The following is a 23,275-nucleotide window of genomic DNA, read 5'->3' as shown; positions in this document are numbered from 1 at the left end:
CCGGCCGGGCCTTCGCATGTGGCCGGCCCACCTGGCGGTCACTCGCTGCGGGCGGTCTGCGGACCGGTGACGCGTTCCAGCAGCGGCAGCGTGGCGGCGATGACGGCGAGGCAGCCGAGCAGTCCGACGGCCACCACGGCGGCGAACCCGGCCCCGGGCAGGCGCAGGTCGTAGTGCATCTGCGCGCGCAGGAACAGGTGCGCGGCGACCAGCCCCATCCCGACCGCGACCGCGGCGACGGTCAGCATCGGCACCAGGCTCTCCAACGCCACCACCCGGCGCAGCAGCCGCACCGGCGCGCCGCTGAGCCGCAGCAGGCTGAACGGCCGCTTCCGCTCGCTGAGGCCGGCCGCCACGGCGACCGCCAGGCTGCACCCGGCGAGCGCGAGGCTGGACACCACCACCACGTCGGCCAACCGCTGCCAGCCCCGCATCGTGTTCGCGAAGTCGGCCTCGAAGTCGCCGGGCACGTTCGGGGCCACCACGAAGGCGGGGAACGCGGCCTCGATGACCGTCCGGGCGCGCTCCACGGTGGCCGGGCCGTCCGCGTCGACCGCCACGGAATCCACCGGCAGCCCCGGAAGTGCGGCCGGGTCGACCGGGGAGGCAGGCCAGATCCGGTCCGCCGAGGCGGACTCCTGCCAGGGGATCAGGCCCGACGCCACCTCGGCCACGGCCACCCCGGGCGCGCACCGCCCGTAGGCCGGCGGGATGTCCGCGCAGGCGATCACGCCGGACTCGTGGCCGCCGCCGCGCGCCGGGTTCTGCCGGACGACAAGCGGGTCGCGTACGCCCGGAACCGCGGCCAGGTCGGTCAGCAGCGTGGCCGGCACCGGCGCGTCGTTCACCAGATTGAAGGACAGCCGACCGGCCTCCAGTGAACCCCGGGGGGCCGGGCCGCGCTCGGCGGCGATCGTTCCCATCACGCCGACCGCCACGGTCGTCACGAAGAGCGCGAGCATCACCCCGCTGACCGCCCGGAAGCCGGCGGCCGGGTTGTCGGCGAGGCGGCGGGCCGCGATCAGCGCGGCCGGCCGGCTCGCCCGGGCGGCCATCGCCCGCGCGCCGACCATGGTCAGCCAGGGCCCGCCGGCGACCAGCCCGGTCATCACCAGCAGCAGGGCGGGCAGGAAGAGCGCGGTCTGCCCGTCGGCGGTTTCGGGCCGGTAGCCCAGGGCGAGGCCCAGCCCGGCGAGCCCGAGCACGAGCGGGATCAACCGGTACGCCCGCGGCGGGCGAGGCGTCACCCGCCGGGTGACGCCGAGCGGGGAGATCCGCACCCGGCGCAACGCGATCCAGGCCGCGACCGCCGCGCCCGCCGGCACCCCGAGCGCCACCAGCACGACGTCCGGCGCGCCGAGGGAGAGGTCGTCGGGAAAGTACGGCATCCCGGTGAACGGGATCGCGGCGAGTTGCCCGCGGAACGCGAGGAACAGGGCGAAGCCGGCCGCCGCGCCGGCCGCCGCCGCGAGCGTGGCCTCCACGGCCGCGACCACCGAGATCTGTCGTGGCGTGGCCCCGACCAGGCGCATCGCGGCGAAGCGTTGCTCCCGGCGGGCGGCGCCGAGCCGGGTCGCGGTGCCGATGAAGATGAGCACCGGGAAGAGCAGCCCGCCGGCCACCACGCCGAGGACGAGGTCGATCGCCGTCTCCGGCAGCGGGGCCCGGTTGCCGTCCACCCGGGTGACCTTGCGGACCCGCTCCAGCGCCCCCACCTGATCGGGGGTGCCGCCGACGAGGATGAGCAGGGTGTCCGGTGAGGTGAGCGCCGCCGGACCGATAGCGCCGAGGTCGCGGCCGGGATAGCGGTCGCCGAGCTGGTCGGCCGGCGTGCTGGCGAGCAGCTTCCGCAACGCCGGGGAGGCGTAGTACTCGCCGGGGCCGGGCACGTCGGGAACGCCGACCGGGGTGGGCGCGGTCGGCCCGGTGGCGGCGACGTCGACGCGCTGGAGCTGGGTGCCGTGGAAGTAGTCGAACCGGGTCGACCAGAGCAGCGGGTCGGCGGCGCCGCCCGCCGTCTCCTGCGGATACATCGAGGCGTACCGGCCGAGCTGGGCGTTCGTGGCGTGCCCGCCGGCCACGGTGGTGAGCAGCAGCCCGGTCCCGATCGCGACGGCGGCGGCGATGGCGGCCAGCCGGACGAGCGCCTCCCGGCCGCCGGCGACGGCGAGGCGGAGCGCCAGGGCGATCACGAGGCGACCCCGGCCGGCGCGTTGATCCGGCCGTCGCGCACCACGACCTCCCGGTCGGCGTACGCGGCGACGCGCGGTTCGTGGGTGACCAGGACAACCGTGGTGCCCTGTTCCCGGGCGGTGTCGACGAGCAGGTCCATCACCTGCTCGCCGGTGAGCGAGTCCAGCGCGCCGGTGGGTTCGTCGGCGAAGAGCACCTGCGGCCGGGCGACCAGGCCGCGGGCCAGCGCGACGCGTTGGGCCTGCCCGCCGGAGAGTTCGCCGGAACGACGGTGCTCCAGGCCGCCCAGCCCGAGCCGCTCGAACCAGGTGCGGGCCGCCCGCAACGCCGGCGCTCGCCGGACCCCGCCGAGCAGCAGCGGCAGCGCGACGTTCTCCGCCGCGGTGAGTTCGGGGACGAGCTGGCCGAACTGGAAGACGAACCCGAAGCGGTCGCGTCGCAGCGCGCTCCGCTCCGCCTCGCCGAGCGTGTCGATCCGCACGTCACCGAAGCGGACCTCACCGGAGTCGGGCGCCAGGATGCCGGCCAGGCAGTGCAACAGCGTGGACTTGCCGGAGCCGCTGGGGCCCATCACGGCGACGATCTCACCGGCCTCGACGGCGAGGCTCGCGCCGCGCAGGGCCGAGGTCTCGCCGAACGAGAATGTGACGTCCCGGGCCTCGATCGTCGCGGTCATCGCCGTACCGCCTTCCGCAGGGCGTCCAGTCGGGCGCCGGCCATCTCGATCCATCTCAGGTCCGCCTCCAGGTGGTAGAGGCCGTGGTCGGCGAGCATCACGTCGACGAGCCCGCCGGCCCGCTTGACCTCGGTCAGCTCACGCATCCGGCGCAGGTGGGCGGCGCGCTGGGTGTCCAGGTAGTCCTCGGCCGGACGGCCCAGCATCAGGGCGAGCACCACCTTGGCGAACAGCACGGTCTGCAGGTGCGGTTCCGGCTCGACCGGCTCGGTGAGCCAGTGCTCCACCTCGGTGGCGCCCCGGTCGGTGATGACGTAGCGCTTGCGGTCGGGACCGGCGCCCGGCTCGACGTCGCTGACCACCACCTTGCCGTCGCGGGCCAGCCGGCTGAGCGTCGAGTAGACCTGCCCGTAGGGCAGCGGTTTGCCACGCCCGAAGAAGGTGTCGTAGTCGCGTTTCAGGTCGTAGCCGTGGCTCGGCTCGCGTTCGAGCAGGCCGAGCAGGGTCAGGGGAACCGTCATGGATCGAGACTACACCGGGTGTATACCTCGCGTGTATAGCGAGCCCGGGACCGGCGCCGGTGGCGGCAGGACGCACACTTGAGACATGGACCAGCAGCTCGCGATCTCCGTACGGGGACTGCGCAAGACGTACGGCGACAACGTCGCGGTGGCCGGGGTGGACCTGGACGTCCACCGGGGCGAGGTGTTCGCCCTGCTCGGCCCGAACGGCGCCGGCAAGACCACCACGGTGGAGATCCTCGAGGGCTACCGGCACCGCGACGCCGGCGAGGTACGGGTGCTCGGCGTCGACCCGGCCCGCCCCGACGCCGGCTGGCGCTCGAAGGTGGGCATCGTGCTCCAGGGCACCGGCGAGTTCGACGAGCTGACCGTCGGCGAGGTGGTCCGGCACTTCTCCGGCTTCTACCCGGACGCCGACGACCCGGCCAAGGTCGTCGAGCGGGTCGGGCTGGGCGCCAAGGCCAAGGCGCGTACGCACACGCTGTCCGGCGGGCAGAAGCGCCGCCTCGACGTGGCGCTGGGCATCATCGGCCGCCCCGAGCTGCTCTTCCTCGACGAGCCGACCACCGGCTTCGACCCGGAGGCCCGGCGCGAGTTCTGGGAGCTGATCCGGGACCTCTCCGCCGCCGGCACCACGATCGTGCTCACCACCCACTACCTCGACGAGGCCGAGGCGCTCGCCGACCGGGTCGGCGTGATCGCGGCCGGCCGGGTGGTGGAGGTCGCGCCGCCGAACCGGCTCGGCAACCGGCAGGAGGCGCTGGCGACCGTCTCCTGGCGTACCCCGGACGGGGTGGCCGAGTCGGCGGAGACCGCGACGCCGACGGCGCTGGTGGCCGAGTTGGCCGCACGCTTCGGCGGCGAGGTGCCCGGCCTGGCCGTGCGGCGGCCGACCCTGGAAGACGTCTACCTGCGGATGATCGGACACTCATGACCACCACCACGAAGCCGGCGGCCCCGGTCGCGGCCGCACCGGCCCGGCGGTCCGGCGCGGGCGCGCTGGCCCTGCGCCAGGGCCGGCTGGAGATCACCCAGTTCCTGCGCAGCCGGGAATCCGTCGTGTTCACGATGGGCTTCCCGATCATCATGATCCTGATCTTCGCGGCGATCTTCAGCGACGAGATCGCCCCCGGCGTCAGCTACACGCAGTACTTCATCACCGGCATGATCGCGACCGGCCTGATGACGGTGAGCTTCCAGAACCTCGGCATCTGGATCCCGATCGAGCGGGACCGGGGCGTGCTCAAGCGCTACCGGGGCACGCCGATGCCGAAGTGGGTCTGGTTCGCCGGAAAGGTGATCATGGTGGTGGTCATCGGCATCGCCGAGACCGCGCTGCTGCTCGCCGTCTCGGTGGCGCTGTTCGACCTGGACCTGCCGCAGACCGCCGCCAAGTGGCTGACGTTCGGCTGGGTCGCCGTCCTCGGGGTCACCGCCTGCACGCTCTGCGGCATCGCCATCTCGTCGCTGGCCCGCACCGCCCGCAGCGGCTCGGCCGTGGTCACCCCGGTCGCGCTGGTCCTCCAGTTCATCTCCGGCGTGTTCTTCGTCTTCACCAGCCTGCCGGCCTGGATGCAGCAGGTCGCCGCGATCTTCCCGCTCAAGTGGATGTGTCAGGGGCTGCGGTCCGTCTTCCTCCCGGACAGCTTCGGCCCTCAGGAACCCGGCGGCTCGTTCGAGCTGGGCCGGGTGGCGCTGGTGCTGGCGGCCTGGTGCGTGATCGGCCTGGTGCTCTGCCTGACCACCTTCCGCTGGACCACTCGCCGCGACGGCTGAGGTGAAAGGAGGGGCCTACCCCGACCCCGTGACGGACGTACCCCGCGTCGCGTACCGGATGGCACACTCGCCGGCATGGCACACACGCTGACCCGGCGGACGCTGCTGACCGCCGCCGGAGGGATCACCGGCGCCGGCCTGATCGGCGGCCTGGCCGCCCGGCAACTGTCCGGCCCTCGCCCGGGACCGGGCCCGGCCCTGCCGGACGCGCCGGCCGGGGACGAGCGGCTGATCCGCATCGCCTCCGCCGCCCGAGGGCGGGAAGTGGACTTCTGGACCGCCGTGCCGGACGGCTACGGCGACGGCCGCGGCCTGCCCGTCTGCCTGGTCCTGCACGGCGCCTCGGCCACCCCGCGCGACTACGGCCGGTTCGGGCTGGCGCGCTTCCTCACCGACGCGGTACGCCGCGGCGCCCCGCCGTTCGTGCTCGCCGGCGCGACCGGCGGCCGGCTCTCCTGGCGCCGGGCCGGCGACGACGACCCGCAGCGGATGGTGCGCGAAGAGGTGCCCACCTGGTGCGCCCGGCGTGACTTCGACAGCAGCCGGCTGGCCGTGTGGGGTTGGTCGATGGAGGGCTTCGGGGCGCTGCTGCTCGCCGAGACGTACCCGAAATGGCTGCGGATGGCCGCGGCCTTCTCCCCCGCGGTGCGCCCCGGCGACGCGGTCTTCACCGGCGTGGACGAGCTGCGCGGGACCCCGGTCGGGCTGTGGTGCGGCCGGCAGGACAACTTCCTCCCCGACGTCCGCGCGCTGGCCCGGGTGCTGCCCGAACGCCCGGTACGCGCCGCCTGGGCCGACGGTCGGCACAACTTCGGCTACTGGGGCAGCGTCATCCCGGACGCGTTCGCGCTGCTCGGCGCCGCGCTCACCCCGCCCCGGACGTGAGTCGTCCAGGACGGGGGCGGTCGACATGCTCAGTACGAGTAGAAGCCCTGCCCGGTCTTACGGCCCAGGTCACCGGCGGTGGCCATGCGCTGGAGCAGCTCCGGCGGGAAGAACTTCTCGTCCGCGGTGTCGGTGTAGATGTTGCGGGTGGCGTTGAGCAGCACGTCCACGCCGGTCAGGTCGACCGTGGCCAGCGGGCCCATGGCGTGCCCGAAGCCCAGCTTGCAGGCGGTGTCCAGGTCCTCGGCGGAGATCACGCCGGACTCGACCAGCTTGACCGCCTCCATCGCCAGCGCGCAGATCAGCCGGGTGGTGACGAAGCCGGCGATGTCCCGGTTGACCACCACGACGGTCTTACCGATCTCCTCGGCGAAGCCACGGGCCGTGTCCATCGTCGCGTCGCTGGTCTTGTAGCCCCGGACCAGCTCGCAGAGCTTCATCATCGGCACCGGCGAGAAGAAGTGGGTGCCGACCACCGACTCCGGCCGCTCGGTGGCGGTGGCGATCTGGGTGACCGGAATGGCCGAGGTGTTGGTGGCCAGCACCGCGTCCGCCTTGCAGATCTTGTCCAGCGCGCGGAAGACCTCGTGCTTGATCTCGATCTTCTCGAAGACCGCCTCGACCACGATGTCCGCGTCCGCCGCCGCCTCCAGCTCGGTGGTCGGGGTGATCCGGCCCAACGTCGCCTCGACGTCGGACGCCTCGATCTTCCCCTTCTCGGCGAACTTCGCCAGCGACTTCCGGATGCCGTCGACGCCCCGCTTCGTGGCCGCGTCGTCGACGTCGCGCAGCGTCACCTGCCAGCCCGCCTGCGCCGCCACCTGGGCGATGCCCGAGCCCATCAGCCCGGCACCGACGACCGCGAGTCGACCCGCCATCTGCTTCTCCCTCGCCCTGTTCTGCAATGTCCTCCAGAACCCTACTTAACGAGGGATAAGGACCGTCAGATGGCCAGGTCGGGTTCCTCCGGCGCGGTGCCGCGTTCCACCTCGACGCCGAGCGCCCGCAGGTCCGCCACGAAGTCCGGGTAGCCCCGGTCGACGTGGTGCACGTGCGATACCTCGGTGACCCCGTCGGCGCAGAGCCCGGCGATGATCAGGCCGGCGCCGGCGCGGATGTCGGTGGCACGCACCGGGGCGCCGGAGAGACGCTCCCGCCCGCACACCAGGGCGTGGTGGCCGTCGGTACGGATCTCCGCGCCGAGCCGCATCATCTCGTTCGCGAACATGAACCGGCCGTCGAAGATGTTCTCGGTGATCAGCGAGCCGCCGGCGCTGACCGCGGCCAGCCCGATCGCCATCGGCAGCAGGTCGGTGGCGAAGCCCGGGTAGGGCAGCGTGACCACGTCCACGGCCGTCGGCCGGTCGTCCATCCGTACCCGGAAGGCCTCGCCGCGGGTCTCCACCAGGCCGCCGGCCGCGACCAGCTTGTCCAGCGCGACCTCCAGGTAGGCCGGGTCCAGACCGGTCACGGTGACGTCGCCCCGGGTCATCGCCGCCGCGAACGCCCAGGTGCCGGCGACGATCCGGTCCCCCACCGTGGCGTGCCGGACCGGGTGCAGTTCCGGCACGCCGACGATGTGCAGCGTCGAGGTGCCCGCGCCCTCGATCCGCGCCCCCATCCGGCTCAGCATGGTGCAGATGTCGACGATCTCCGGCTCCCGGGCCGCGTTGTCGATCGTCGTGCCGCCCCGGGCCAGCACCGCCGCCATCACCAGGTTCTCGGTCGCGCCGACGCTCGGGAAGTCCAGCACGATCTCCGCGCCGTGCAGGCCGTCGGGCGCCTCGGCGATGACGAAGCCGTGTTCGCCGGAGATCTCCGCGCCCATCCGGGCCAACCCGGCGATGTGCATGTCCAGGCCGCGCGAGCCGATGGCGTCGCCGCCGGGGTGGGCCACCCGCACGTGTCCGCGGCGGGCCAGCAGCGGCCCGAGCACACAGATCGACGCGCGCAGCCGGCGGACCAGGTCGTAGTCGGCCTCCGCGCCGGGCCGTTCCGGCACGTCGATGACGACCGAGCGGGACCGCTCGCGGCCACCGCCGGCCACCATCGGGTCGACCGGGTCGTCCGGGCCGAAGCGTACGCCGCACCCGAGCCGCCGCAGCACCTCGCCCATGATCGCGATGTCGGTGATCCGGGGCACGTTGGTGATCACACTGCGGCCGGGCGCCAGCAGCGCGGCGGCCATCAGCTTCAACGCCGAGTTCTTCGCGCCCACCACGTGCACGGTGCCGGCCAGCCGGGCGTTCCCGCTCACCCGGATGACGTCGACGTCGCTGAGCGCCGGGTCGCCGGCGTCACCCGGCCCCACCGCGGTCGGCCGGTCCGGCCGCACCGGGATGGCCAGGTCCGGTATCCGTAGGCTGTGCGTCATGGCCGTCCACCTCACGCGCATCTACACAAAGGCCGGCGACGCCGGCATGACCAGGCTGAGCAACAACGAGCTGGTACCGAAGACCGATCCGCGGATCGCCGCGTACGCGGACGTCGACGAGTGCAACGCCTCGATCGGCGTCGCGCTCGCCCTGGGGCAGCTCCCGGACGAGCTGCGGACCGTGCTGGAATCCGTGCAGAACGACATGTTCGACGTCGGGGCGGACCTGGCGACGCCGGTGGAGCCGGACCCGGCGTACCCGCCGCTGCGGGTCACCGAGGAGTACGTCGAGCGCCTCGAGGGCTGGTGCGACGAGTACAACGCGCGCCTGAGCAAGCTCGACTCCTTCATCCTCCCCGGCGGCACCGCGGGCGCGGCACTGCTGCACGTGGCACGGACGACCGCCCGGCGCGCCGAGCGTGCGGCATGGGCGCTGGTCACCCACGACCCCGACCGGACCAGCACCCTCCCGGCGAAGTATCTCAACCGGCTCTCCGACCTGCTCTTCATCCTGTCAAGAACGGCCAATCCGGGCGGAGATGTGCTATGGGTACCGGGCGGTAAGCGCTGACCGTCGGCGGCCTGCACCACGTGGAGGTCTGGGTACCCGACCTGGCGGCGGCCAGACGTGCCTGGGGCTGGCTTCTCGGCGAGCTGGGCTGGACGCCGTACCAGGACTGGCCCGCCGGCGCCTCCTGGCGGCACGGGCCCACCTACCTGGTGCTGGAGGAGTCGCCGGCGCTCACCGGCCGGACCCACGACCGGCTCGCGCCCGGCCTCAACCACCTGGCCTTCCACGCCGGTCCACCGGCCGCCGTCGACCGTCTGGTCGCCGCCGCCCCGGCGCACGGTTGGGTGCTGCTCTTTCCGGACCGGCACCCGCACGCCGGCGGCCCGGACAGCTACGCCGCCTATCTCACCGACAACCAGGGGTACGAGGTGGAGCTGGTCGCCGAGACCGGTTGAGAGACGCGGAAGGCCGGCACCCCGTGGTTCGGGGTGCCGGCCTTCACGGTGCTGCTTACTTGGTCCAGTGCTGGTCGACGAGGTCGGTGGCCTGCTTCTCCCACTGCGCGTACGCATCCGGGTAGGCCGACACCTGCACGGTCTGGGCGGCCTTGGTCAGCGGCATGTCCTGCCAGCCGTCGACCTGCTTCAGACCCTTCAGGAACGCAAGCGTCGAGTACTCGGGGTCGGTGATCTGCTCCGGGCTACCCCAACCCGAGGACGGGCGCTGCTGGAACAGACCCAACGAGTCATGGTCGTTGCGGTCACCGAGGTGACCCAGGTTCTCCAGCTTCGACTCCTGCAGCGCGGTGGCGATCGACACAACCGCCGCCCGCTCGGGCAGGCCCGCCTTCTTCGTCGCCGCGATGATCGCCTTCACGTTCGCGGTCTGCTCGTCGTTCAGCGTGATGGTCGACTGCTCACCCTGCACGCTGGCAACCGCGACGGGCTTGCTCGCGGCGTGGGCGGGGGTGTCGGTGTGCGCGGCGATCGGACCGGCGAACACGCCACCGGTGAAGGCCAGACCAGCAACACCCAGAATGCTCTTACGCAGGATCGTGTTCATCAGAGGGCTCCATTCGGGGGTCAACGCACCGGGGGGGGGGTGCGGGCACCGTCAGGCGCTCAACAAAGGTCTTAGGGGGTTCCGGCGAGCTTCGCGGGGCGGGGGCCTCTACGCGGTGCCGGGAGTGTGTGTAACGACCGGGGGTCCGCCGTCATTCCCCGCCGGAGGGGGCGGGGGACGGGCGGTCATTGCCGAGGGCGGGGGTCGGCGGCGGCGTGGTGTGCTCGCCTTCCTCGGTCGTGCACCGGGTTACAACGCCGCGCACTCCGCACCGATTCCACCGCCAGAGTGCCACCCACCACCGGCGAACCGGACATCCCACCCAGGCGGAACGGCGAATGGAACACACGGGTGCATCCGAGCACGCCAGGCACTCACTACGTTCCACCCCGACCCACCCACAACACCGGTCAGCGCAGCGGAGAACACCCTCGCCCGGGCGGCAACCGAGCCGCACTCAACCCGGCTCCCGGCTCCGTGATCTTGGAACCAATCGGCCCCCCAGGGGCTGTCATTTCGGACAACCCGCCACAGCCTCCGCAGATCTTGGAGTTTTGGCACCTCCGATAAGCGGCCAAAGCCGGCAAAACGAGGCGCCACGAGTCCAAGATCGGCGGGTGAGACGTGCGCGCGGCGGGGGTGAGGTGTGCAGCGTTCCGACGGCGCTGGAGGCGGTCGGTGGCGGGGCGTCAGGCGGCGGGCCAGTCCTGGGAGGCCATACGCGGCGAGGCCGCCCCCGGAGGGGCGGCCTCGAGCCAGGAGAGGAAGCCGGTCACCGTGGACCGCGCCATGGCGATCTCGACCGGAGCATGGTGACTGGTACAGCGCAGGATCACCCAGTCGGCCGGCATGGAGAGGCGCTCCTGCCCCTCGGGCAGCCGGCGCCGCTCCACCGCCAGCCCTTTTCGGGAGAGCACCCGCTTCGGGCGCAACGCGAAACTGAACATGCGGTACCAGCGGAGCTGGTCGCCGGCGAAGCGGCCGAAGCCGGGAGACCAGCCGCGACCGTCGAGCATGGTGGTCACCCGGACGCTGAGCCGGATGATGCCCCCGCTACGGGTGAACAAGGCCCGCCGGATGAAGAGGATCAGGAGCGCGACGACGACGACCGCGACGCCGATTCCGATCCCTTCCACGATCTCCATCGGCGGGTCGGCTCAGCGGGCCGGGGTTGCCGGGGTGGCGCTCTCGGCCAGGACGGTCACGCCCTCACCGGTCACCGACAGGAAGCCGCCGGCGACGTCGTAGGCGACCTGCTGGCCGCCGGCCTGCTTGATGCGGACCTGGCTGGGCTCCGCGAGCTGGCCGAGCAACGGCGCGTGCCCGGGCAGCACACCGAGCTCACCCTCGGTCGTCCGGGCGACGACCATCTCGGCCTCACCGGTCCAGACCTTCTCCTCGACGGCTACGAGCTCGACGTGAAGCTGCTGTGCCACGCTGTCTCCTTGCTGCGGCGGCGGATTGCCGAAAGTCTAGTCGCGCGCTCGTCGCCCGCCCAAGGCGGGTGGTGAGAACTGGGCCACGGCGTTCCGCACCCGCTCAGGCTACTTGCTCTTCTGCTTGAAGTCGGGGTGCTCGAGCAGGAACGCGTCCAACTGGTCGGTGCGCAGCGCGGCGAAGAAATCGTCGGACGGGGCGAGCAGTTCCTCGCCCCGGTAGGCGCTGCCTTGGCCGATCGGCCCGCCCGGCAGCTTGATCGTCTCGATCGCGTCGGGGCGGATGTCCTTCAGCGCGAGCCCGAAGTCGACGACGCTGTTGCCCCGGCCGTTGAAGATCAGCGACTGCCCGGCCGCGCGCAGCACCCGGTCCAGCTTGACCGGGTTGGCCACCACGTCGGCGCTGAACGCCTGGCTCACCATCGCCTTGACGAACTGCTGCTGGTGCCGCTGCCGACCGTAGTCCGCGTCCGGCACGCCGTTCTTCGGGTAGCGCTGCCGGACGTAGTCAAGCGCCTGCCACCCGTTGAGGTGGGCGTTGCCCTTCTCGTAGCGCGCCTGCGGGCCGAGGTAACCGCCGCCGCCGGGCCTGAGCTGGCGCGCCGTGCCGTCCGGCTTGAGGTGCTCGGACTTCACGTCGCGCTCGATGTACATGTCGACGCCGCCCATGGCGTCGACGATCTTCTTGAACCCGCTGAAGTTGATGATCGCGCCGGCGTCGAACCGCTTGATGCCGGTGACTTCCTGGACCGTGTTGGCGAGCAACTCGAAGCCCTGGGCCGCGCTCGGGTCCTTGCCCGGCACGTTGCTGCCGTGCGACATGGCCGCGTTGATCCGGTCGGTGCCGCCGCGGTAGTCGGCCTTCGGGAAGGCCGGGATGTCCACCCGCAGGTCACGGGGGAGCGAGAAGAGATAGCCGCGGTCCATACCGGCCGGCACGTGCAGGATCATGATCGAGTCGGAGAGCGGCCGGGTCCTCGGGTTGCGGGGGTCGATGCCGACCAGCAGGATGTTGAGCGGGCCCTTGATGTCGCTCTTCTTCTCCGTGGCGCCGGCGGCCTGGTCGCCGAAGAGGTCGCCCTTGCCGACCGCGCCCTCGTAGCGGGCGACCAGCGTGTGGTAGCCCACCAGCACCGAGCCGCTGAGCACCACCATGACGATGCCGAGGATGGTGCAGACCCGGGCCCACCGGGGCACGCCACGCCACATGGACCGCTTGCCGCGATCCGTGCCGCCCTTACCCACGAGCATCTCCAATCGTCGCGCCTACGAAGAAGAGACGGGCGCGAGGGTCCGTTCCGTTGCAGAGATCACGGCCGTGATGCGAATTCGTGTCACGAACGGTACCGCGCCCGTCGCCGAACCGCCTGCCGGCGAACCGGGCATCCGGCACGTGAGCGGCCCGGAACAGGCGAAGGCCGCCCCGACCAGATGTCGGGGCGGCCTTCGTGGTGTGAGCGGGCTCTCAGCCCTCCTCGTCCATCAGCTCCTTGGCCTTGGCCTTGAGGTCCTCCAGGCCACCGCACATGAAGAACGCCTGCTCCGGGAAGTGGTCGAACTCCCCCTCGCTGATCCGGCGGAAGGCGTCGATGGTCTCCGAGATCGGCACCGTCGAGCCCGCGACGCCGGTGAACTGCTCGGCGGCGTAGGTGTTCTGCGAGAGGAACCGCTCGATCCGGCGGGCGCGGCCGACGGTGAGCTTGTCCTCCTCGGAGAGCTCCTCGATGCCGAGGATGGCGATGATGTCCTGCAGGTCCTTGTAGCGCTGCAGGATCCGCTTCACCTCGGTGGCGACGGCGAAGTGCTCCTCGCCGACGAACTCCGGGGCGAGGATCCGGGACGAGGACGCCAGCGGGTCCACGGCCGGGTAGATGCCCTTGTCGGAGATCGACCGCTCGAGGTTGGTGGTCGCGTCGAGGTGGGCGAACGTGGTGGCCGGCGCCGGGTCGGTGTAGTCGTCGGCGGGCACGTAGATCGCCTGCATCGAGGTGATGGCCTGGCCCCGGACGGAGGTGATCCGCTCCTGGAGCTCGCCCATCTCGTCGGCCAGGGTCGGCTGGTAACCCACGGCGCTCGGCATGCGGCCGAGCAGCGTGGAGACCTCGGAACCGGCCTGGGTGAAGCGGAAGATGTTGTCGATGAAGAGCAGCACCTCCTGCTTCTTCACGTCACGGAAGTACTCCGCCATGGTGAGCGCGGAGAGCGCGACCCGCAGCCGGGTGCCCGGCGGCTCGTCCATCTGGCCGTAGACCAGCGCGGTCTTGTCGATGACGCCGGACTCGGTCATCTCGGCGATGAGGTCGTTGCCCTCACGGGTGCGCTCACCCACGCCGGCGAAGACCGAGGTACCACCGAAGTTCCGGGCCACCCGGGTGATCATCTCCTGGATGAGCACCGTCTTGCCCACGCCCGCGCCGCCGAACAGGCCGATCTTGCCGCCCTTGACGTACGGGGCGAGCAGGTCGATGACCTTGATGCCGGTCTCCAGCATCTCGGTCTTCGGCTCCAGGTCCGCGAAGGCCGGGGCCTTGCGGTGGATACCCCAGTGGTCGTCGGCCTGGATGGTCTCGCCCTCGGTGAGGTTGAGGCACTCGCCGATCGCGTTGAACACGTGGCCCTTGACCGCGTCGCCCACCGGCACGCTGATCGGCGCGCCGGTGTCACGGACGTCGGCGCCGCGGACCAGGCCGTCGGTCGGCTGCATCGAGATGGCGCGGACCAGGTTGTCACCCAGGTGCTGGGCGACCTCCAGGGTCAGCGTCTTCTCACCGCCGGAGAGGGTCACGTCGACGTGCAGGGCGTTGAACAGCCCCGGCATGGCGTCGCGCGGGAACTCGGCGTCGACGACCGGGCCGATGACCCGGACCACGCGACCCGTGGCCGTCTTGGTCTCCACTGCGGATACAGTCATCACACTTCACTTCCCGACGCGGCCAGCGCGTTCGCGCCGCCGACGATCTCACTGATCTCCTGGGTGATCCCGGCCTGACGGGCCGAGTTCATCTCACGCGTGTACTTCTCGATCATGTCTTCGGCGTTGTCGGTGGCGCTCTTCATCGCCCGCCGACGGGCGGCCGACTCGCTCGCCGCCGACTCCAGCAACGCCGCGAAGATCCGCGTGTTGATGTACTTCGGCAGCAGCGCGTCGAGCAGCGACTCCGGCTCCGGCTCGAACTCGTACGCCGGCAGCAGGCCGCCCGGGGCCTCCGAGCGCGGACGCTCCTCGACCTGCATCGGCCCGATGATCCGGGTGATCGGGTTCTGCGTCATCAGGGACTTGAACTCGGTGTAGACGATGTGGAGCTCGTCCACCCCGAGGATCCCGTCCGCGCCGGCGTGGTCGTCCGTGTCGTCCGCGCCGGCGGTGAACGCCTTGATCAGCGTCTCACCCACCTCGCGGGCGTCGTCGAACGACGGCTGCTCGGAGAAGCCCGTCCAGCTGCTGGCGATCTCCCGGTTGCGGAACCGGTAGTACGCCACGCCCTTGCGACCGATGACGTAGAGCACCGGCTCCTTGCCGTCGGCGCGCAGCCGGGCGATGAGCGACTCGGCGGTGCGGATCGCGTTCGAGCTGTAGCCGCCGGCCAGGCCGCGGTCGGCCGTGACCAGCAGGACACCGGCCCGCCGCACCCGCTCACGCGAGGTGAGCAGCGGGTGGTCGATCCGCGCGTTCGAGGCCAGCGCCGTCAGCACGCCGGTGATCGCCTGGGCGTACGGCAGCGAGGCCGCCACCTTGGCCTGGGCCTTGGCGATGCGGCTCGTCGCGACGAGCTCCATCGCCTTGGTGATCTTCTTCATCCCCTTGGCGGAACGGATCCGCTGTCGGAGAACGCGTACCTGGGCGGCCATCGGATCAGCTCTCGGCCGGGCGGTCGGTGCTGCCGTCGCGGAAGCGGGTCACCGTCTCGCGGGTCTGCTCGCCCTCAAGCGCCTCGGCCGGGGCCTCGTTGATCCGGACCTCGTCCTCCTTGCCCAGGAAGACCTGCTTGAACTCGCTGATGGCCGAGTCCAGCGAGGAGACGATGTCGTCACCCCACTTGTGGTCCGCGATCGCGGCCAGCACGCCCTCGTGCTTGTGGCGCAGGTACTGGAGGAACTCCGACTCGAAGCGGCGAACCTCGCCGACCGGGATGTCGTCGAGCTTGCCCTCGGTGCCGGCCCAGACGGAGACGACCTGCTCGTTCACCGGGTACGGCGAGTAGTTCGGCTGCTTGAGCAGCTCGACCAGGCGGGAGCCACGGTTGAGCTGGTTCTGCGAGGCCCGGTCCAGGTCGGAGGCGAAGGCGGCGAACGCCTCCAGCTCACGGAACTGGGCCAGGTTGAGCCGCAGCGAGCCGGCGACCTTCTTCATCGGCTTCACCTGCGCGGCGCCGCCGACCCGGGAGACCGAGGTGCCGACGTTGATGGCCGGCCGGACGCCCTGGTTGAACAGGTCCGTCTCGAGGAAGATCTGGCCGTCGGTGATCGAGATGACGTTGGTCGGGATGAACGCCGAGATGTCGTTCGCCTTGGTTTCGATGATCGGCAGGCCGGTCATCGAGCCACCGCCCAGCTCGTCGGAGAGCTTGGCGCAGCGCTCCAGCAGGCGGGAGTGCAGGTAGAAGACGTCACCCGGGTACGCCTCGCGGCCCGGCGGGCGGCGCAGCAGCAGCGACACGGCCCGGTACGCCTCGGCCTGCTTGCTCAGGTCGTCGAAGACGATCAGGACGTGCTTGCCGCCGTACATCCAGTGCTGGCCGATGGACGAGCCGGTGTAGGGCGCGAGGTACTTGAAGCCGGCCGGGTCGGAGGCCGGGGAGGCGACGATGGTGGTGTATTCCATCGCGCCGGCCTCCTCCAGCGTCCCCTTGATGGAGGCGATGGTGGAGGCCTTCTGGCCGATCGCGACGTAGATGCAGCGGACCTGCTTCGTCGGGTCGCCGGAGCGCCAGTTGTCCCGCTGGTTGAGGATGGCGTCCAGCGCGACCGTGGTCTTGCCGGTCTTCCGGTCGCCGATGATCAGCTGACGCTGGCCGCGGCCGACCGGGGTCATCGCGTCGATGGCCTTGATGCCGGTCTGCAGCGGCTCGAAGACGGACTGCCGGGCCATCACGTTCGGGGCCTGCAGCTCCAGCTCGCGGTAGCCCTCGTTGGCGATGTCGCCGATGGCGTCGATGGGCTCGCCGAGCGCGTTGACCACGCGGCCGAGGAACGCGTCACCGACCGGCACGGAGAGCACCCGGCCGGTGCGCTTGACGCGCTGGCCCTCTTCGATCCCGCCGAAGTCACCGAGGACGACGACGCCGATCTCCCGGACGTCGAGGTTCAGGGCCACGCCGAGCGTGCCGTCCTCGAACTCCAGGAGCTCGTTGGTCATGGTCGAGGGCAGACCCTCGACGTGGGCGATGCCGTCGCCGGCATCGGCGACGGTGCCGACCTCCTCACGGGAGACGTCGGCCGTGTAGGAGGAGACGTAGCGCTCCAGGGCGCCGCGGATCTCCTCCGTCGAGATGGTCAGCTCGGCCATCCTCTGCTTCCTTAAATTTCAGGGGCCCGGGATACCTAGTACCGACCGGTCCGTGGCGTCGAATCAGGGCTGCTAAGACGCTGGTCAGCGCTTCGCGAGCGCGTTGCGGGTCTCGTTGAGGCGGCGCAGGACGGTGCCGTCGTACAGGTCGGAGCCGACCCGTACGCGCACCCCGCCGAGCACGTCGGGGTCGACCGTCTGCTTGACGGACACCTCCCGACCGTACATCTCGGTGAGGCGGGCACCGAGGCGTCGCTCCTCCTCGTCGGTCAGCGGAGCCGCCACGGTCACGTACGCGACCTGACGGTCCCGCCGGTCGGCCGCCAGCTCGACCAGCCGGGTGAGCGCGCCGCCGAAGGAGCGTCCCCCGAAGCCGGCGAGCGCGGCCTCGACGAGTCGGACGGTGACCGGCCGGGCCTTGCCGTCGAGCAGCTGGCCGGTGAGGCCGGCCCGCCGCTCGGCCGGGGCCATCGGGTCGGAGAGCGCGTTGGACAGCTCGGTGGAGCCGGAGACGACCTGCCCGAAGCGGAACAGCTCGTCCTCGACCTCGCCCAGCTCGCCGGCCGAGTCGGCGCTCGCCAGGAGCGCCTCCACGCCCAGCCGCTCGACGCCGTCGAGCAGTTCCGACGGGGCCGACCAGCGGCCGGCGACAAGCGAGGCGAGCAGGTCGAGCGCGTCCGCGCCGATCCGGTCGCGCAGCATGTCGCCGAGCAGACCGGCACGGTCCGCGCCGGCACGGGCCGGGTCGGAGAGCGCCCGGCGCAGCCGCGGCTCGCGCCGCAGCAGGGCGGCGACGGAGAGGATGTCGTCGGCGGTGGCGGCCACCGCCGACGGCTCCGCGCCGCGGACGTACGCGTCGAGGCGCTCGACCCCGGCGGAGTACGACTCCCGGCTGGCGGCCTGCATCAGCGGGCCCCCGTGCTCTCGAGACCGTTGAGGAACCGGTCGACGGTGCCCTTGCGACGCGCCTCGTCGGCAAGCGACTCACCGACGATCTTGCTGGCCAGGTCCACCGCGATGGTGCCCATCTCGGTGCGCAGCTCGCGCACGATGGTGGCCCGCTCGGCCTGGAGCTGCTCCTTGCCGGCGGCGATGACCCGGTCGGACTCCTCGCGCGCCTTGGCGAGGATGTCCTGGCGGATGCCCTCGGCGTCGGCCCGGGCGTCGTCCCGGATCCGGGCGGCGTCGGTACGCGCCTCGGCGAGCTGGGCCCGGTACTGCTCGAGCAGCTGGTTCGCCTCGGCCTGCGCGGCCTCGGCGCGCTTGATGCCGCCCTCGATCGCGTCGACCCGGGCCTGGAACGTCTGCTCCATGCGTGGGAAGACGAACTTCATCAGCACGAAGCAGAGCACGATGAAGGCGATCCCGCCGACCACGATCTCCTGCCAGACAGGGATGATCGGGTTGTGGGTCGTCTCACCACCCTCGGGTGCGGCGAGGAAGAACATGGGAAACCTCCCGGGTCAGAGGGGCTGGATCAGGCGGTGCCGGCCCAGATGAAGCCGAAGGCGATGCCCAGCAGCGCCAGCGCCTCGATGACGGCGAAGCCGATCCAGACGTAGGGAAGGGTCATCCGGGACGACTCCGGCTGGCGGGCGGTCGACTGGATGTAGGCCGAGAAGACCAGGCCCACGCCGATGCCCGGGCCGATGGCCGCGAGACCGTAACCGATGGCAGCGGTGCTGCCCGTTACCTCGGCAAGGATGCTCATTACGGTTCCTCCTGGTTATCACGCGTGACTCTCACGCGGGACGACAACGGTTGGTGCGAAAGAACGGATCAGTGCTCGTCGGCGAGGGCGCCCTGCACGTAGCTGGCGGTCAGCACCGTGAAGACGTACGCCTGCAGACAGATCACCAGGAACTCGAGGAAGGTCAGCGCGATCGTCATCACCCAGGACAGCACCGACACCGGCGCCAGCCAGACGTTGGCGCTGAGCATGGCGAATCCGCCGAGCGTGAAGACCAGCAGGAGCATGTGGCCGGCGAACATGTTCGCGAAGAGACGGACGGCCAGCGAGAACGGCCGGACGATGAACGTCGAGAAGAGCTCGATCGGGATCAGCAGCGGCAGGATGTACCACGGTGCCGGCGGAACCAGAGAGTTCTTGAAGTACTTCACGAAGCCGTGGTGCCGGATGCCGACGTAGTTGAACAGCACGTAGCTGATCACGGCGAGGAGGGCCGGGAACGCGATGTGCGAGTTCGGCGAGATCTGGAAGAACGGCAGGATCGCGAAGAAGTTCGTCAGCAGGATGAAGCAGAAGAGCGTGGTGAAGTAGGGAGCGAACCGGACCCCCGCGTGCCCGATCATGTCCACCGCGATGTTGTTGCGCACGAAGCCGTAGATCGACTCGGCGAACCACTGCCGCTTGGTGGGGACCAACTGCGGCTTACGGTAACTGGCCAGGAAGAAAATGATCAAGATGCCGACGGCGATCCACACCATCGCCGTGATCTTGGTGAACCAGTACGAGTTCTCCGCACCCCAGGGCAGGATGCTGGGCAGGTAGAAGTCCCCCACCTTCGGCGGGAATTCCGCCTGGCCCTGAGCCAGGACGTTCGCCTGTCCGAACACCGCGTCCCTTCCTAAGTAGGCGTGCCCAGCCGGCGGACGACCAGGATGATGCCCCCGGCCATGCCGAGCACGACCCCGATGCCGGTGGCGACGCCGCCGGTATCGAGCCAACGGTCGACCAGCCAGCCGATGAAACCCCAGACGAGCATGCCCCCGATGAGGTATGAGAGCGCGGTCCAACCCTGACCAGCACCGGACGGAACGTCGCCCGAGCCGCCAGTGTTGGGGGGTTTCTGGTCACCGGCCATGACGGGGCGAACGATATCAGTCGAGCAGAAGAGGTTGTGCCTCACCCCCCGCACAACCTGGTTGTGTGGGACACGGGCGGGCGAAGTCGTCTGGAGGCACCGTACTCCTCCCCCGCCACTGAGAGAATGACCGATCGCGGACTCTCCGGCGCGTCGCCCGAAGGGTGGGACGCGTCAGCGCGTCACCCGTCGCGCGTGGACGGTGGCCAGCCACCAGATGTGCACGCCGGTCCAGACCACCACGCCCGCGGCGATGCCCAGGCAGAACGGGATCAGCCCCGGCCAGCCGGTCGCGCCGACCAGCACCATCACGCCGCCGAGCGCCGTGATCTTGGCGATGTAGAGACCCAGCCCGAACGGCAGCACGAGCTGCGGATCACGGGCGTCGGCCCACGCCAGCACCACCGTGGTGAGCGTGTAGCTGGCCGCCGTGACGGCCACCCCGGCCGCCGCGCCCAGCGCGCCGTCCGCCCCGCGCCACACCCCGCCGGCCACCGCGGCCACCGCGGCCATGACCGCCACCGCGGCCAGCAGCACCGGCAGGTGGCGCAGTCGCCAACCGCGGTCCGCGACCGCCTCCGCCGCGCGCGTCCCCGACTCAGCCACGGGGGTACGCCGGGAACGCGGTGACCAGCTCGGTCACGTCGGCGGCCACCCGGGCCAGCTCGTCGGCGCCACCGGGAGCCTCCGGATCGGTGCGCACCGCCCGGCAGATCAACGCCGCGATCCGCCGCATCTCCCCCTCGCGCATGCCCTGGGTGGTGACGCTCGGCGTGCCCACCCGGACGCCGGAGGCGACCATCGGCGGCTGCGGGTCGTACGGGATCGCGTTCTTGTTCAGCGTGATGCCGGCGGCGTCGCAGCGGGCCTCGGCCTGGGCGCCGGTCACGCCGGTCTCCCGCAGGTCGAGCAGGGCCAGGTGGGTGTCGGTGCCGCCGGAGACCGGCCGCAGGCCCTCGGCGGCCAGCCCGTCGGCGAGCGCCCGGGCGTTGCCGACCACCTGGGCCGCGTAGGTGCGGAACTCCGGCTGCGCGGCCTCGCGCAGCGCGACCGCCTTGGCGGCGACCGCGTGCATCAGCGGGCCGCCCTGGGTGAACGGGAAGACCGCCTTGTCGATCCGCGCGGCGAGCGGCTCCCGGCACAGGATCATGCCGCCGCGCGGCCCGCGCAGCACCTTGTGGGTGGTGGCGGTGACCACGTCGGCGTGCGGCACCGGGGACGGGATCGCGCCGCCGGCGACCAGCCCGACGAAGTGCGCGGCGTCCACCATCAGGTACGCGCCGACCTCGTCGGCGATCTCCCGGAACCGGGCGAAGTCGATCAACCGGGGGTACGCGGTCGCGCCGCAGATGATCAGCTTCGGCCGGTGTGCCCGGGCCAGGTCGCGTACCTCGTCGTAGTCGATCGTCTCGGTGTCCGGCCGGACCGTGTAGCCGACCGGGTGGAACCACTTGCCGGAGAAGTTCACCCGGCTGCCGTGGGTCAGGTGCCCGCCGTGCGGCAGGTCCATCGCCAGCACCGTGTCGCCGGGCTGGACCAGCGCCGCGTAGGCGGCCAGGTTGGCGCTCGCGCCGGAGTGCGGCTGGAGGTTGGCGTGCTCGGCGCCGAACAGCTCCTTCGCCCGGGCGATGCCCAGCTCCTCGGCCCGGTCCACCTCGGCGCAGCCGCCGTAGTAGCGCCGGCCCGGATAGCCCTCGGCGTACTTGTTGGTGAGCGTGGAACCCAGCGCGGCCAGCACCGCCGGCGAGGTGAGGTTCTCGCTGGCGATCAGTTGCAGGCCGCCGCGCAGCCGCTCCAGCTCCCCCAGCACCACCCCGGCGATCTCCGGGTCGACGGTGCTGAGCTGCTCGAAGTCCGGCCCCCAGAAGGTGTCCCTCGCGTTCTCCACAGCACAGGAGTCTACGGAGCCGCACACTGGAGGCCGTGAGATGCCTCGTCACCGGCGCCACCGGCTACATCGGCGGGCGCCTCGCGCCCCGGCTCCTGAGCGAGGGGCACAGCGTGCGCTGCCTGGCTCGCAAGGCGGGGCGGCTGCGCGACGTGCCCTGGGCGGCGGAGGCGGAGATCGTCGAGGGCGACCTGCGCCGGCCGGAGACGTTGCCGGCCGCGTTCGAGGGCGTGGACGTCGCCTACTACCTGGTCCACTCGCTGGGCCAACGCGGATTCGAGGCGGCCGACCGGGAGGCGGCGACGAACTTCGCCGAGGCGGCGCGCGCCGCGGGCGTACGCCGGATCGTGTACCTCGGTGGGCCGGCGCCGGCGAAACGGGAGAGCCTGCCCTCGGCCCACCTGCGCTCCCGGGCGGAGGTCGCCCGGATCCTGCTCGACAGCGGCGTGCCGACCGCGGTGCTGCGGGCCGCGGTGATCATCGGTTCCGGCTCGGCCTCGTTCGAGATGCTGCGCTACCTGACCGAGCGCCTGCCGGCGATGGTCACCCCGCGCTGGGTGCGCAACCGGATCCAACCGATCGCGGTCCGCGACGTGCTGCGTTACCTGGCCGGCTGCGCGCACCTGCCGCCCGAGGTGAACCGCGGCTTCGACATCGCCGGCCCGGACGTGCTGACCTTCACCCAGATGATGCAGCGCTACGCCCGGGTGGCCGGGCTGCGGCCGCGGCTCATCCTGCCGGTGCGCCCGCTCACCCCGGGGCTCTCCTCGTACTGGGTCGGCCTGGTCACCCCGGTGCCGAACGCGATCGCCCGGCCGCTGGTGGAGAGCCTGGTGCACGAGGCGGTGGCGCACGAGCACGACATCGCCCGCTTCGTGCCCGACCCGCCGGACGGGCTGACCGGCTTCGACCAGGCGGTCGTTCTGGCGCTGGCCAAGGTGCGCGACGCGCAGGTGGAGACGCGCTGGTCGAACGCGAGCGGGCCGGACGCGCCGGCCGAGCCGCTGCCGTCGGACCCGGACTGGTCCGGCGGCACGGCCTACACCGACCTGCGGGAACAGGCGGTCGGCGCGCCGCCGGCCGCGTTGTGGCGGGTCATCGAGGGGGTCGGCGGCGAGCACGGCTGGTATTCGTTCCCGCTGGCCTGGTCGCTGCGCGGCTGGCTGGACCGGCTGGTCGGCGGCGTGGGGCTGCGCCGGGGCCGGCGCGACCCGCACCGGCTCCAGGTCGGCGAGGCGCTGGACTTCTGGCGGGTCGAGGAGATCGTCCCGGGCGAGCTGCTGCGGCTGCGTGCCGAGATGCGGGTGCCCGGCCGGGCCTGGCTGGAGATGCGCGTCGAGCCGGCCGCCGACGGCCGCAGCCGCTACGTCCAGCGCGCCGTCTTCCTCCCGCACGGCCTGCCCGGCCACCTCTACTGGGCCTCGGTCGCCCCGTTCCACGCCGTCGTCTTCGGCGGCATGGCCCGCAACATAGCCCGCAACGCCGAACACCCCTAACCTCCCACCCCCCACCCCGACGGCGGCCTGTTTCACGGGAGTAGTTCCATCCTGAGTTGGCTGGTCAGGGGGTGTTGACGGGCGGGGTGGGGTAGGTGTGGGGGCAGGTCAGCGCTCGGGTGATCT

The 23,275-nt window shown here is 71.6% G+C and carries 25 protein-coding genes; 6 read left to right on the top strand and 19 right to left on the bottom strand.

Annotation, left to right across the window (positions count from 1 at the left end):
- Nucleotides 1-38: 38 nt before the first annotated feature.
- Genes ACGFI2_RS21745 through ACGFI2_RS21735 form a run of 3 tightly spaced genes read right to left on the bottom strand, consistent with a single transcriptional unit; the run spans nucleotide 39 to nucleotide 3,390 of the window.
- The gene (locus ACGFI2_RS21745) at nucleotides 39-2,192 is read right to left on the bottom strand and encodes an FtsX-like permease family protein (protein WP_393519940.1); all 2,154 of its coding nucleotides are present in this window, start codon (nucleotides 2,190-2,192) and stop codon (nucleotides 39-41) included.
- Nucleotides 2,189-2,869, bottom strand: coding sequence for an ABC transporter ATP-binding protein (locus ACGFI2_RS21740; RefSeq protein ID WP_393519937.1), 681 nt, complete (start codon nucleotides 2,867-2,869; stop codon nucleotides 2,189-2,191). The genes ACGFI2_RS21745 and ACGFI2_RS21740 overlap by 4 nt, the downstream gene beginning before the upstream one ends.
- Nucleotides 2,866-3,390: a PadR family transcriptional regulator gene (locus ACGFI2_RS21735; RefSeq protein ID WP_393519935.1), complete on the bottom strand. Its 525-nt coding sequence runs from the start codon at nucleotides 3,388-3,390 to the stop codon at nucleotides 2,866-2,868. Before ACGFI2_RS21735 ends, ACGFI2_RS21740 begins: the two co-directional genes overlap by 4 nt.
- A gap of 85 nt (nucleotides 3,391-3,475) precedes the next feature.
- Between ACGFI2_RS21735 and ACGFI2_RS21730 the strand changes: the two genes are divergently transcribed.
- The 3 genes from ACGFI2_RS21730 (at nucleotide 3,476) to ACGFI2_RS21720 (ending at nucleotide 6,051) form a co-directional block, all read left to right on the top strand.
- Nucleotides 3,476-4,324, top strand: coding sequence for an ABC transporter ATP-binding protein (locus ACGFI2_RS21730; RefSeq protein ID WP_393519932.1), 849 nt, complete (start codon nucleotides 3,476-3,478; stop codon nucleotides 4,322-4,324).
- Nucleotides 4,321-5,166 carry an ABC transporter permease gene (locus ACGFI2_RS21725; protein ID WP_393519929.1) on the top strand — a complete coding sequence of 282 codons (846 nt, stop codon included), beginning with the start codon at nucleotides 4,321-4,323 and terminating at the stop codon, nucleotides 5,164-5,166. Before ACGFI2_RS21730 ends, ACGFI2_RS21725 begins: the two co-directional genes overlap by 4 nt.
- A 75-nt stretch (nucleotides 5,167-5,241) precedes the next feature.
- A complete protein-coding gene (locus tag ACGFI2_RS21720; protein WP_393519926.1) occupies nucleotides 5,242-6,051 on the top strand; it encodes an alpha/beta hydrolase in 810 nt (269 codons plus the stop codon).
- A gap of 29 nt (nucleotides 6,052-6,080) precedes the next feature.
- On the opposite strand, the gene ACGFI2_RS21715 is transcribed toward ACGFI2_RS21720, so the two are convergent.
- Together ACGFI2_RS21715 and murA are read right to left on the bottom strand one after the other, a co-directional pair.
- Nucleotides 6,081-6,929, bottom strand: coding sequence for a 3-hydroxyacyl-CoA dehydrogenase family protein (locus ACGFI2_RS21715; protein ID WP_393519923.1), 849 nt, complete (start codon nucleotides 6,927-6,929; stop codon nucleotides 6,081-6,083).
- A gap of 65 nt (nucleotides 6,930-6,994) precedes the next feature.
- On the bottom strand, nucleotides 6,995-8,425 hold the full coding sequence (gene murA / locus ACGFI2_RS21710; protein ID WP_393519920.1) for a UDP-N-acetylglucosamine 1-carboxyvinyltransferase: 1,431 nt from the start codon (nucleotides 8,423-8,425) through the stop codon (nucleotides 6,995-6,997).
- Between murA and ACGFI2_RS21705 the strand changes: the two genes are divergently transcribed.
- The gene (locus tag ACGFI2_RS21705; RefSeq protein WP_393519917.1) at nucleotides 8,424-8,996 is read left to right on the top strand and encodes a cob(I)yrinic acid a,c-diamide adenosyltransferase; all 573 of its coding nucleotides are present in this window, start codon (nucleotides 8,424-8,426) and stop codon (nucleotides 8,994-8,996) included. The two genes, murA and ACGFI2_RS21705, sit on opposite strands and share 2 nt — an antisense overlap.
- The gene (locus tag ACGFI2_RS21700; RefSeq protein WP_393520340.1) at nucleotides 8,993-9,391 is read left to right on the top strand and encodes a VOC family protein; all 399 of its coding nucleotides are present in this window, start codon (nucleotides 8,993-8,995) and stop codon (nucleotides 9,389-9,391) included. The genes ACGFI2_RS21705 and ACGFI2_RS21700 overlap by 4 nt, the downstream gene beginning before the upstream one ends.
- Nucleotides 9,392-9,446: 55 nt before the next feature.
- On the opposite strand, the gene ACGFI2_RS21695 is transcribed toward ACGFI2_RS21700, so the two are convergent.
- From ACGFI2_RS21695 to glyA, 14 genes are all read right to left on the bottom strand, one after another.
- The gene (locus ACGFI2_RS21695) at nucleotides 9,447-9,998 is read right to left on the bottom strand and encodes a hypothetical protein (protein ID WP_393519914.1); all 552 of its coding nucleotides are present in this window, start codon (nucleotides 9,996-9,998) and stop codon (nucleotides 9,447-9,449) included.
- A 689-nt stretch (nucleotides 9,999-10,687) separates the two neighbouring features.
- The gene (locus ACGFI2_RS21690) at nucleotides 10,688-11,143 is read right to left on the bottom strand and encodes a DUF2550 domain-containing protein (protein ID WP_393519911.1); all 456 of its coding nucleotides are present in this window, start codon (nucleotides 11,141-11,143) and stop codon (nucleotides 10,688-10,690) included.
- Between the two features lie 12 nt (nucleotides 11,144-11,155).
- Nucleotides 11,156-11,434, bottom strand: a complete 279-nt coding sequence (locus tag ACGFI2_RS21685) for a F0F1 ATP synthase subunit epsilon (protein ID WP_047893558.1) — start codon at nucleotides 11,432-11,434, stop codon at nucleotides 11,156-11,158.
- Between the two features lie 108 nt (nucleotides 11,435-11,542).
- Nucleotides 11,543-12,685, bottom strand: a complete 1,143-nt coding sequence (locus tag ACGFI2_RS21680; protein WP_393519908.1) for an LCP family protein — start codon at nucleotides 12,683-12,685, stop codon at nucleotides 11,543-11,545.
- A 214-nt stretch (nucleotides 12,686-12,899) separates the two neighbouring features.
- Nucleotides 12,900-14,345 (bottom strand): F0F1 ATP synthase subunit beta, encoded by a 1,446-nt coding sequence (gene atpD / locus ACGFI2_RS21675; protein ID WP_393519906.1) that lies wholly within the window; start codon nucleotides 14,343-14,345, stop codon nucleotides 12,900-12,902.
- The gene (locus tag ACGFI2_RS21670; protein ID WP_393519903.1) at nucleotides 14,345-15,283 is read right to left on the bottom strand and encodes a F0F1 ATP synthase subunit gamma; all 939 of its coding nucleotides are present in this window, start codon (nucleotides 15,281-15,283) and stop codon (nucleotides 14,345-14,347) included. Before ACGFI2_RS21670 ends, atpD begins: the two co-directional genes overlap by 1 nt.
- 4 nt (nucleotides 15,284-15,287) lie before the next feature.
- Nucleotides 15,288-16,940 (bottom strand): F0F1 ATP synthase subunit alpha, encoded by a 1,653-nt coding sequence (atpA, locus tag ACGFI2_RS21665; RefSeq protein WP_393519900.1) that lies wholly within the window; start codon nucleotides 16,938-16,940, stop codon nucleotides 15,288-15,290.
- A gap of 84 nt (nucleotides 16,941-17,024) precedes the next feature.
- Nucleotides 17,025-17,846: a F0F1 ATP synthase subunit delta gene (locus tag ACGFI2_RS21660; RefSeq protein ID WP_393519897.1), complete on the bottom strand. Its 822-nt coding sequence runs from the start codon at nucleotides 17,844-17,846 to the stop codon at nucleotides 17,025-17,027.
- Complete coding sequence (locus tag ACGFI2_RS21655; protein ID WP_393519894.1) at nucleotides 17,846-18,388, bottom strand: F0F1 ATP synthase subunit B; 543 nt, start codon at nucleotides 18,386-18,388, stop codon at nucleotides 17,846-17,848. The genes ACGFI2_RS21660 and ACGFI2_RS21655 overlap by 1 nt, the downstream gene beginning before the upstream one ends.
- 29 nt (nucleotides 18,389-18,417) lie before the next feature.
- The gene (locus tag ACGFI2_RS21650) at nucleotides 18,418-18,651 is read right to left on the bottom strand and encodes an ATP synthase subunit C (RefSeq protein ID WP_046563803.1); all 234 of its coding nucleotides are present in this window, start codon (nucleotides 18,649-18,651) and stop codon (nucleotides 18,418-18,420) included.
- A 68-nt stretch (nucleotides 18,652-18,719) separates the two neighbouring features.
- Nucleotides 18,720-19,517 carry a F0F1 ATP synthase subunit A gene (atpB, locus tag ACGFI2_RS21645; RefSeq protein ID WP_393519891.1) on the bottom strand — a complete coding sequence of 266 codons (798 nt, stop codon included), beginning with the start codon at nucleotides 19,515-19,517 and terminating at the stop codon, nucleotides 18,720-18,722.
- Between the two features lie 11 nt (nucleotides 19,518-19,528).
- Nucleotides 19,529-19,765 carry an AtpZ/AtpI family protein gene (locus ACGFI2_RS21640; protein WP_091069120.1) on the bottom strand — a complete coding sequence of 79 codons (237 nt, stop codon included), beginning with the start codon at nucleotides 19,763-19,765 and terminating at the stop codon, nucleotides 19,529-19,531.
- A 174-nt stretch (nucleotides 19,766-19,939) separates the two neighbouring features.
- Nucleotides 19,940-20,371, bottom strand: a complete 432-nt coding sequence (locus tag ACGFI2_RS21635; protein WP_393519886.1) for a hypothetical protein — start codon at nucleotides 20,369-20,371, stop codon at nucleotides 19,940-19,942.
- Nucleotides 20,364-21,653, bottom strand: a complete 1,290-nt coding sequence (gene glyA, locus ACGFI2_RS21630) for a serine hydroxymethyltransferase (protein WP_393519883.1) — start codon at nucleotides 21,651-21,653, stop codon at nucleotides 20,364-20,366. Before glyA ends, ACGFI2_RS21635 begins: the two co-directional genes overlap by 8 nt.
- A gap of 35 nt (nucleotides 21,654-21,688) precedes the next feature.
- Between glyA and ACGFI2_RS21625 the strand changes: the two genes are divergently transcribed.
- Nucleotides 21,689-23,149, top strand: coding sequence for an SDR family oxidoreductase (locus ACGFI2_RS21625; RefSeq protein WP_393519880.1), 1,461 nt, complete (start codon nucleotides 21,689-21,691; stop codon nucleotides 23,147-23,149).
- Nucleotides 23,150-23,275: the final 126 nt, after the last annotated feature.

The organism is Micromonospora sp. NPDC049282 (genome assembly GCF_043197045.1).
Taxonomy (GTDB): Bacteria; Actinomycetota; Actinomycetes; order Mycobacteriales; family Micromonosporaceae; genus Micromonospora.
Note: the sequence above shows the minus strand (reverse complement) of the source record. Positions and strands in the feature narration are given on the sequence as shown.

Bases quoted from the DNA above. Each gene is read 5' to 3' on its own strand.
- ACGFI2_RS21660 (WP_393519897.1), bottom strand. From the start codon at position 17,846: ATGCAGGCCGCCAGCCGGGAGTCGTACTCCGCCGGGGTCGAGCGCCTC.
- ACGFI2_RS21730 (WP_393519932.1), top strand. From the start codon at position 3,476: ATGGACCAGCAGCTCGCGATCTCCGTACGGGGACTGCGCAAGACGTAC.
- ACGFI2_RS21650 (WP_046563803.1), bottom strand. From the start codon at position 18,651: ATGAGCATCCTTGCCGAGGTAACGGGCAGCACCGCTGCCATCGGTTAC.
- ACGFI2_RS21640 (WP_091069120.1), bottom strand. From the start codon at position 19,765: ATGGCCGGTGACCAGAAACCCCCCAACACTGGCGGCTCGGGCGACGTT.
- murA (WP_393519920.1), bottom strand. From the start codon at position 8,425: ATGACGCACAGCCTACGGATACCGGACCTGGCCATCCCGGTGCGGCCG.
- ACGFI2_RS21690 (WP_393519911.1), bottom strand. From the start codon at position 11,143: ATGGAGATCGTGGAAGGGATCGGAATCGGCGTCGCGGTCGTCGTCGTC.
- ACGFI2_RS21705 (WP_393519917.1), top strand. From the start codon at position 8,424: ATGGCCGTCCACCTCACGCGCATCTACACAAAGGCCGGCGACGCCGGC.
- ACGFI2_RS21735 (WP_393519935.1), bottom strand. From the start codon at position 3,390: ATGACGGTTCCCCTGACCCTGCTCGGCCTGCTCGAACGCGAGCCGAGC.
- ACGFI2_RS21655 (WP_393519894.1), bottom strand. From the start codon at position 18,388: ATGTTCTTCCTCGCCGCACCCGAGGGTGGTGAGACGACCCACAACCCG.
- ACGFI2_RS21670 (WP_393519903.1), bottom strand. From the start codon at position 15,283: ATGGCCGCCCAGGTACGCGTTCTCCGACAGCGGATCCGTTCCGCCAAG.
- ACGFI2_RS21695 (WP_393519914.1), bottom strand. From the start codon at position 9,998: ATGAACACGATCCTGCGTAAGAGCATTCTGGGTGTTGCTGGTCTGGCC.
- atpA (WP_393519900.1), bottom strand. From the start codon at position 16,940: ATGGCCGAGCTGACCATCTCGACGGAGGAGATCCGCGGCGCCCTGGAG.
- ACGFI2_RS21680 (WP_393519908.1), bottom strand. From the start codon at position 12,685: ATGCTCGTGGGTAAGGGCGGCACGGATCGCGGCAAGCGGTCCATGTGG.
- ACGFI2_RS21715 (WP_393519923.1), bottom strand. From the start codon at position 6,929: ATGGCGGGTCGACTCGCGGTCGTCGGTGCCGGGCTGATGGGCTCGGGC.
- ACGFI2_RS21725 (WP_393519929.1), top strand. From the start codon at position 4,321: ATGACCACCACCACGAAGCCGGCGGCCCCGGTCGCGGCCGCACCGGCC.
- ACGFI2_RS21740 (WP_393519937.1), bottom strand. From the start codon at position 2,869: ATGACCGCGACGATCGAGGCCCGGGACGTCACATTCTCGTTCGGCGAG.
- ACGFI2_RS21720 (WP_393519926.1), top strand. From the start codon at position 5,242: ATGGCACACACGCTGACCCGGCGGACGCTGCTGACCGCCGCCGGAGGG.
- atpD (WP_393519906.1), bottom strand. From the start codon at position 14,345: ATGACTGTATCCGCAGTGGAGACCAAGACGGCCACGGGTCGCGTGGTC.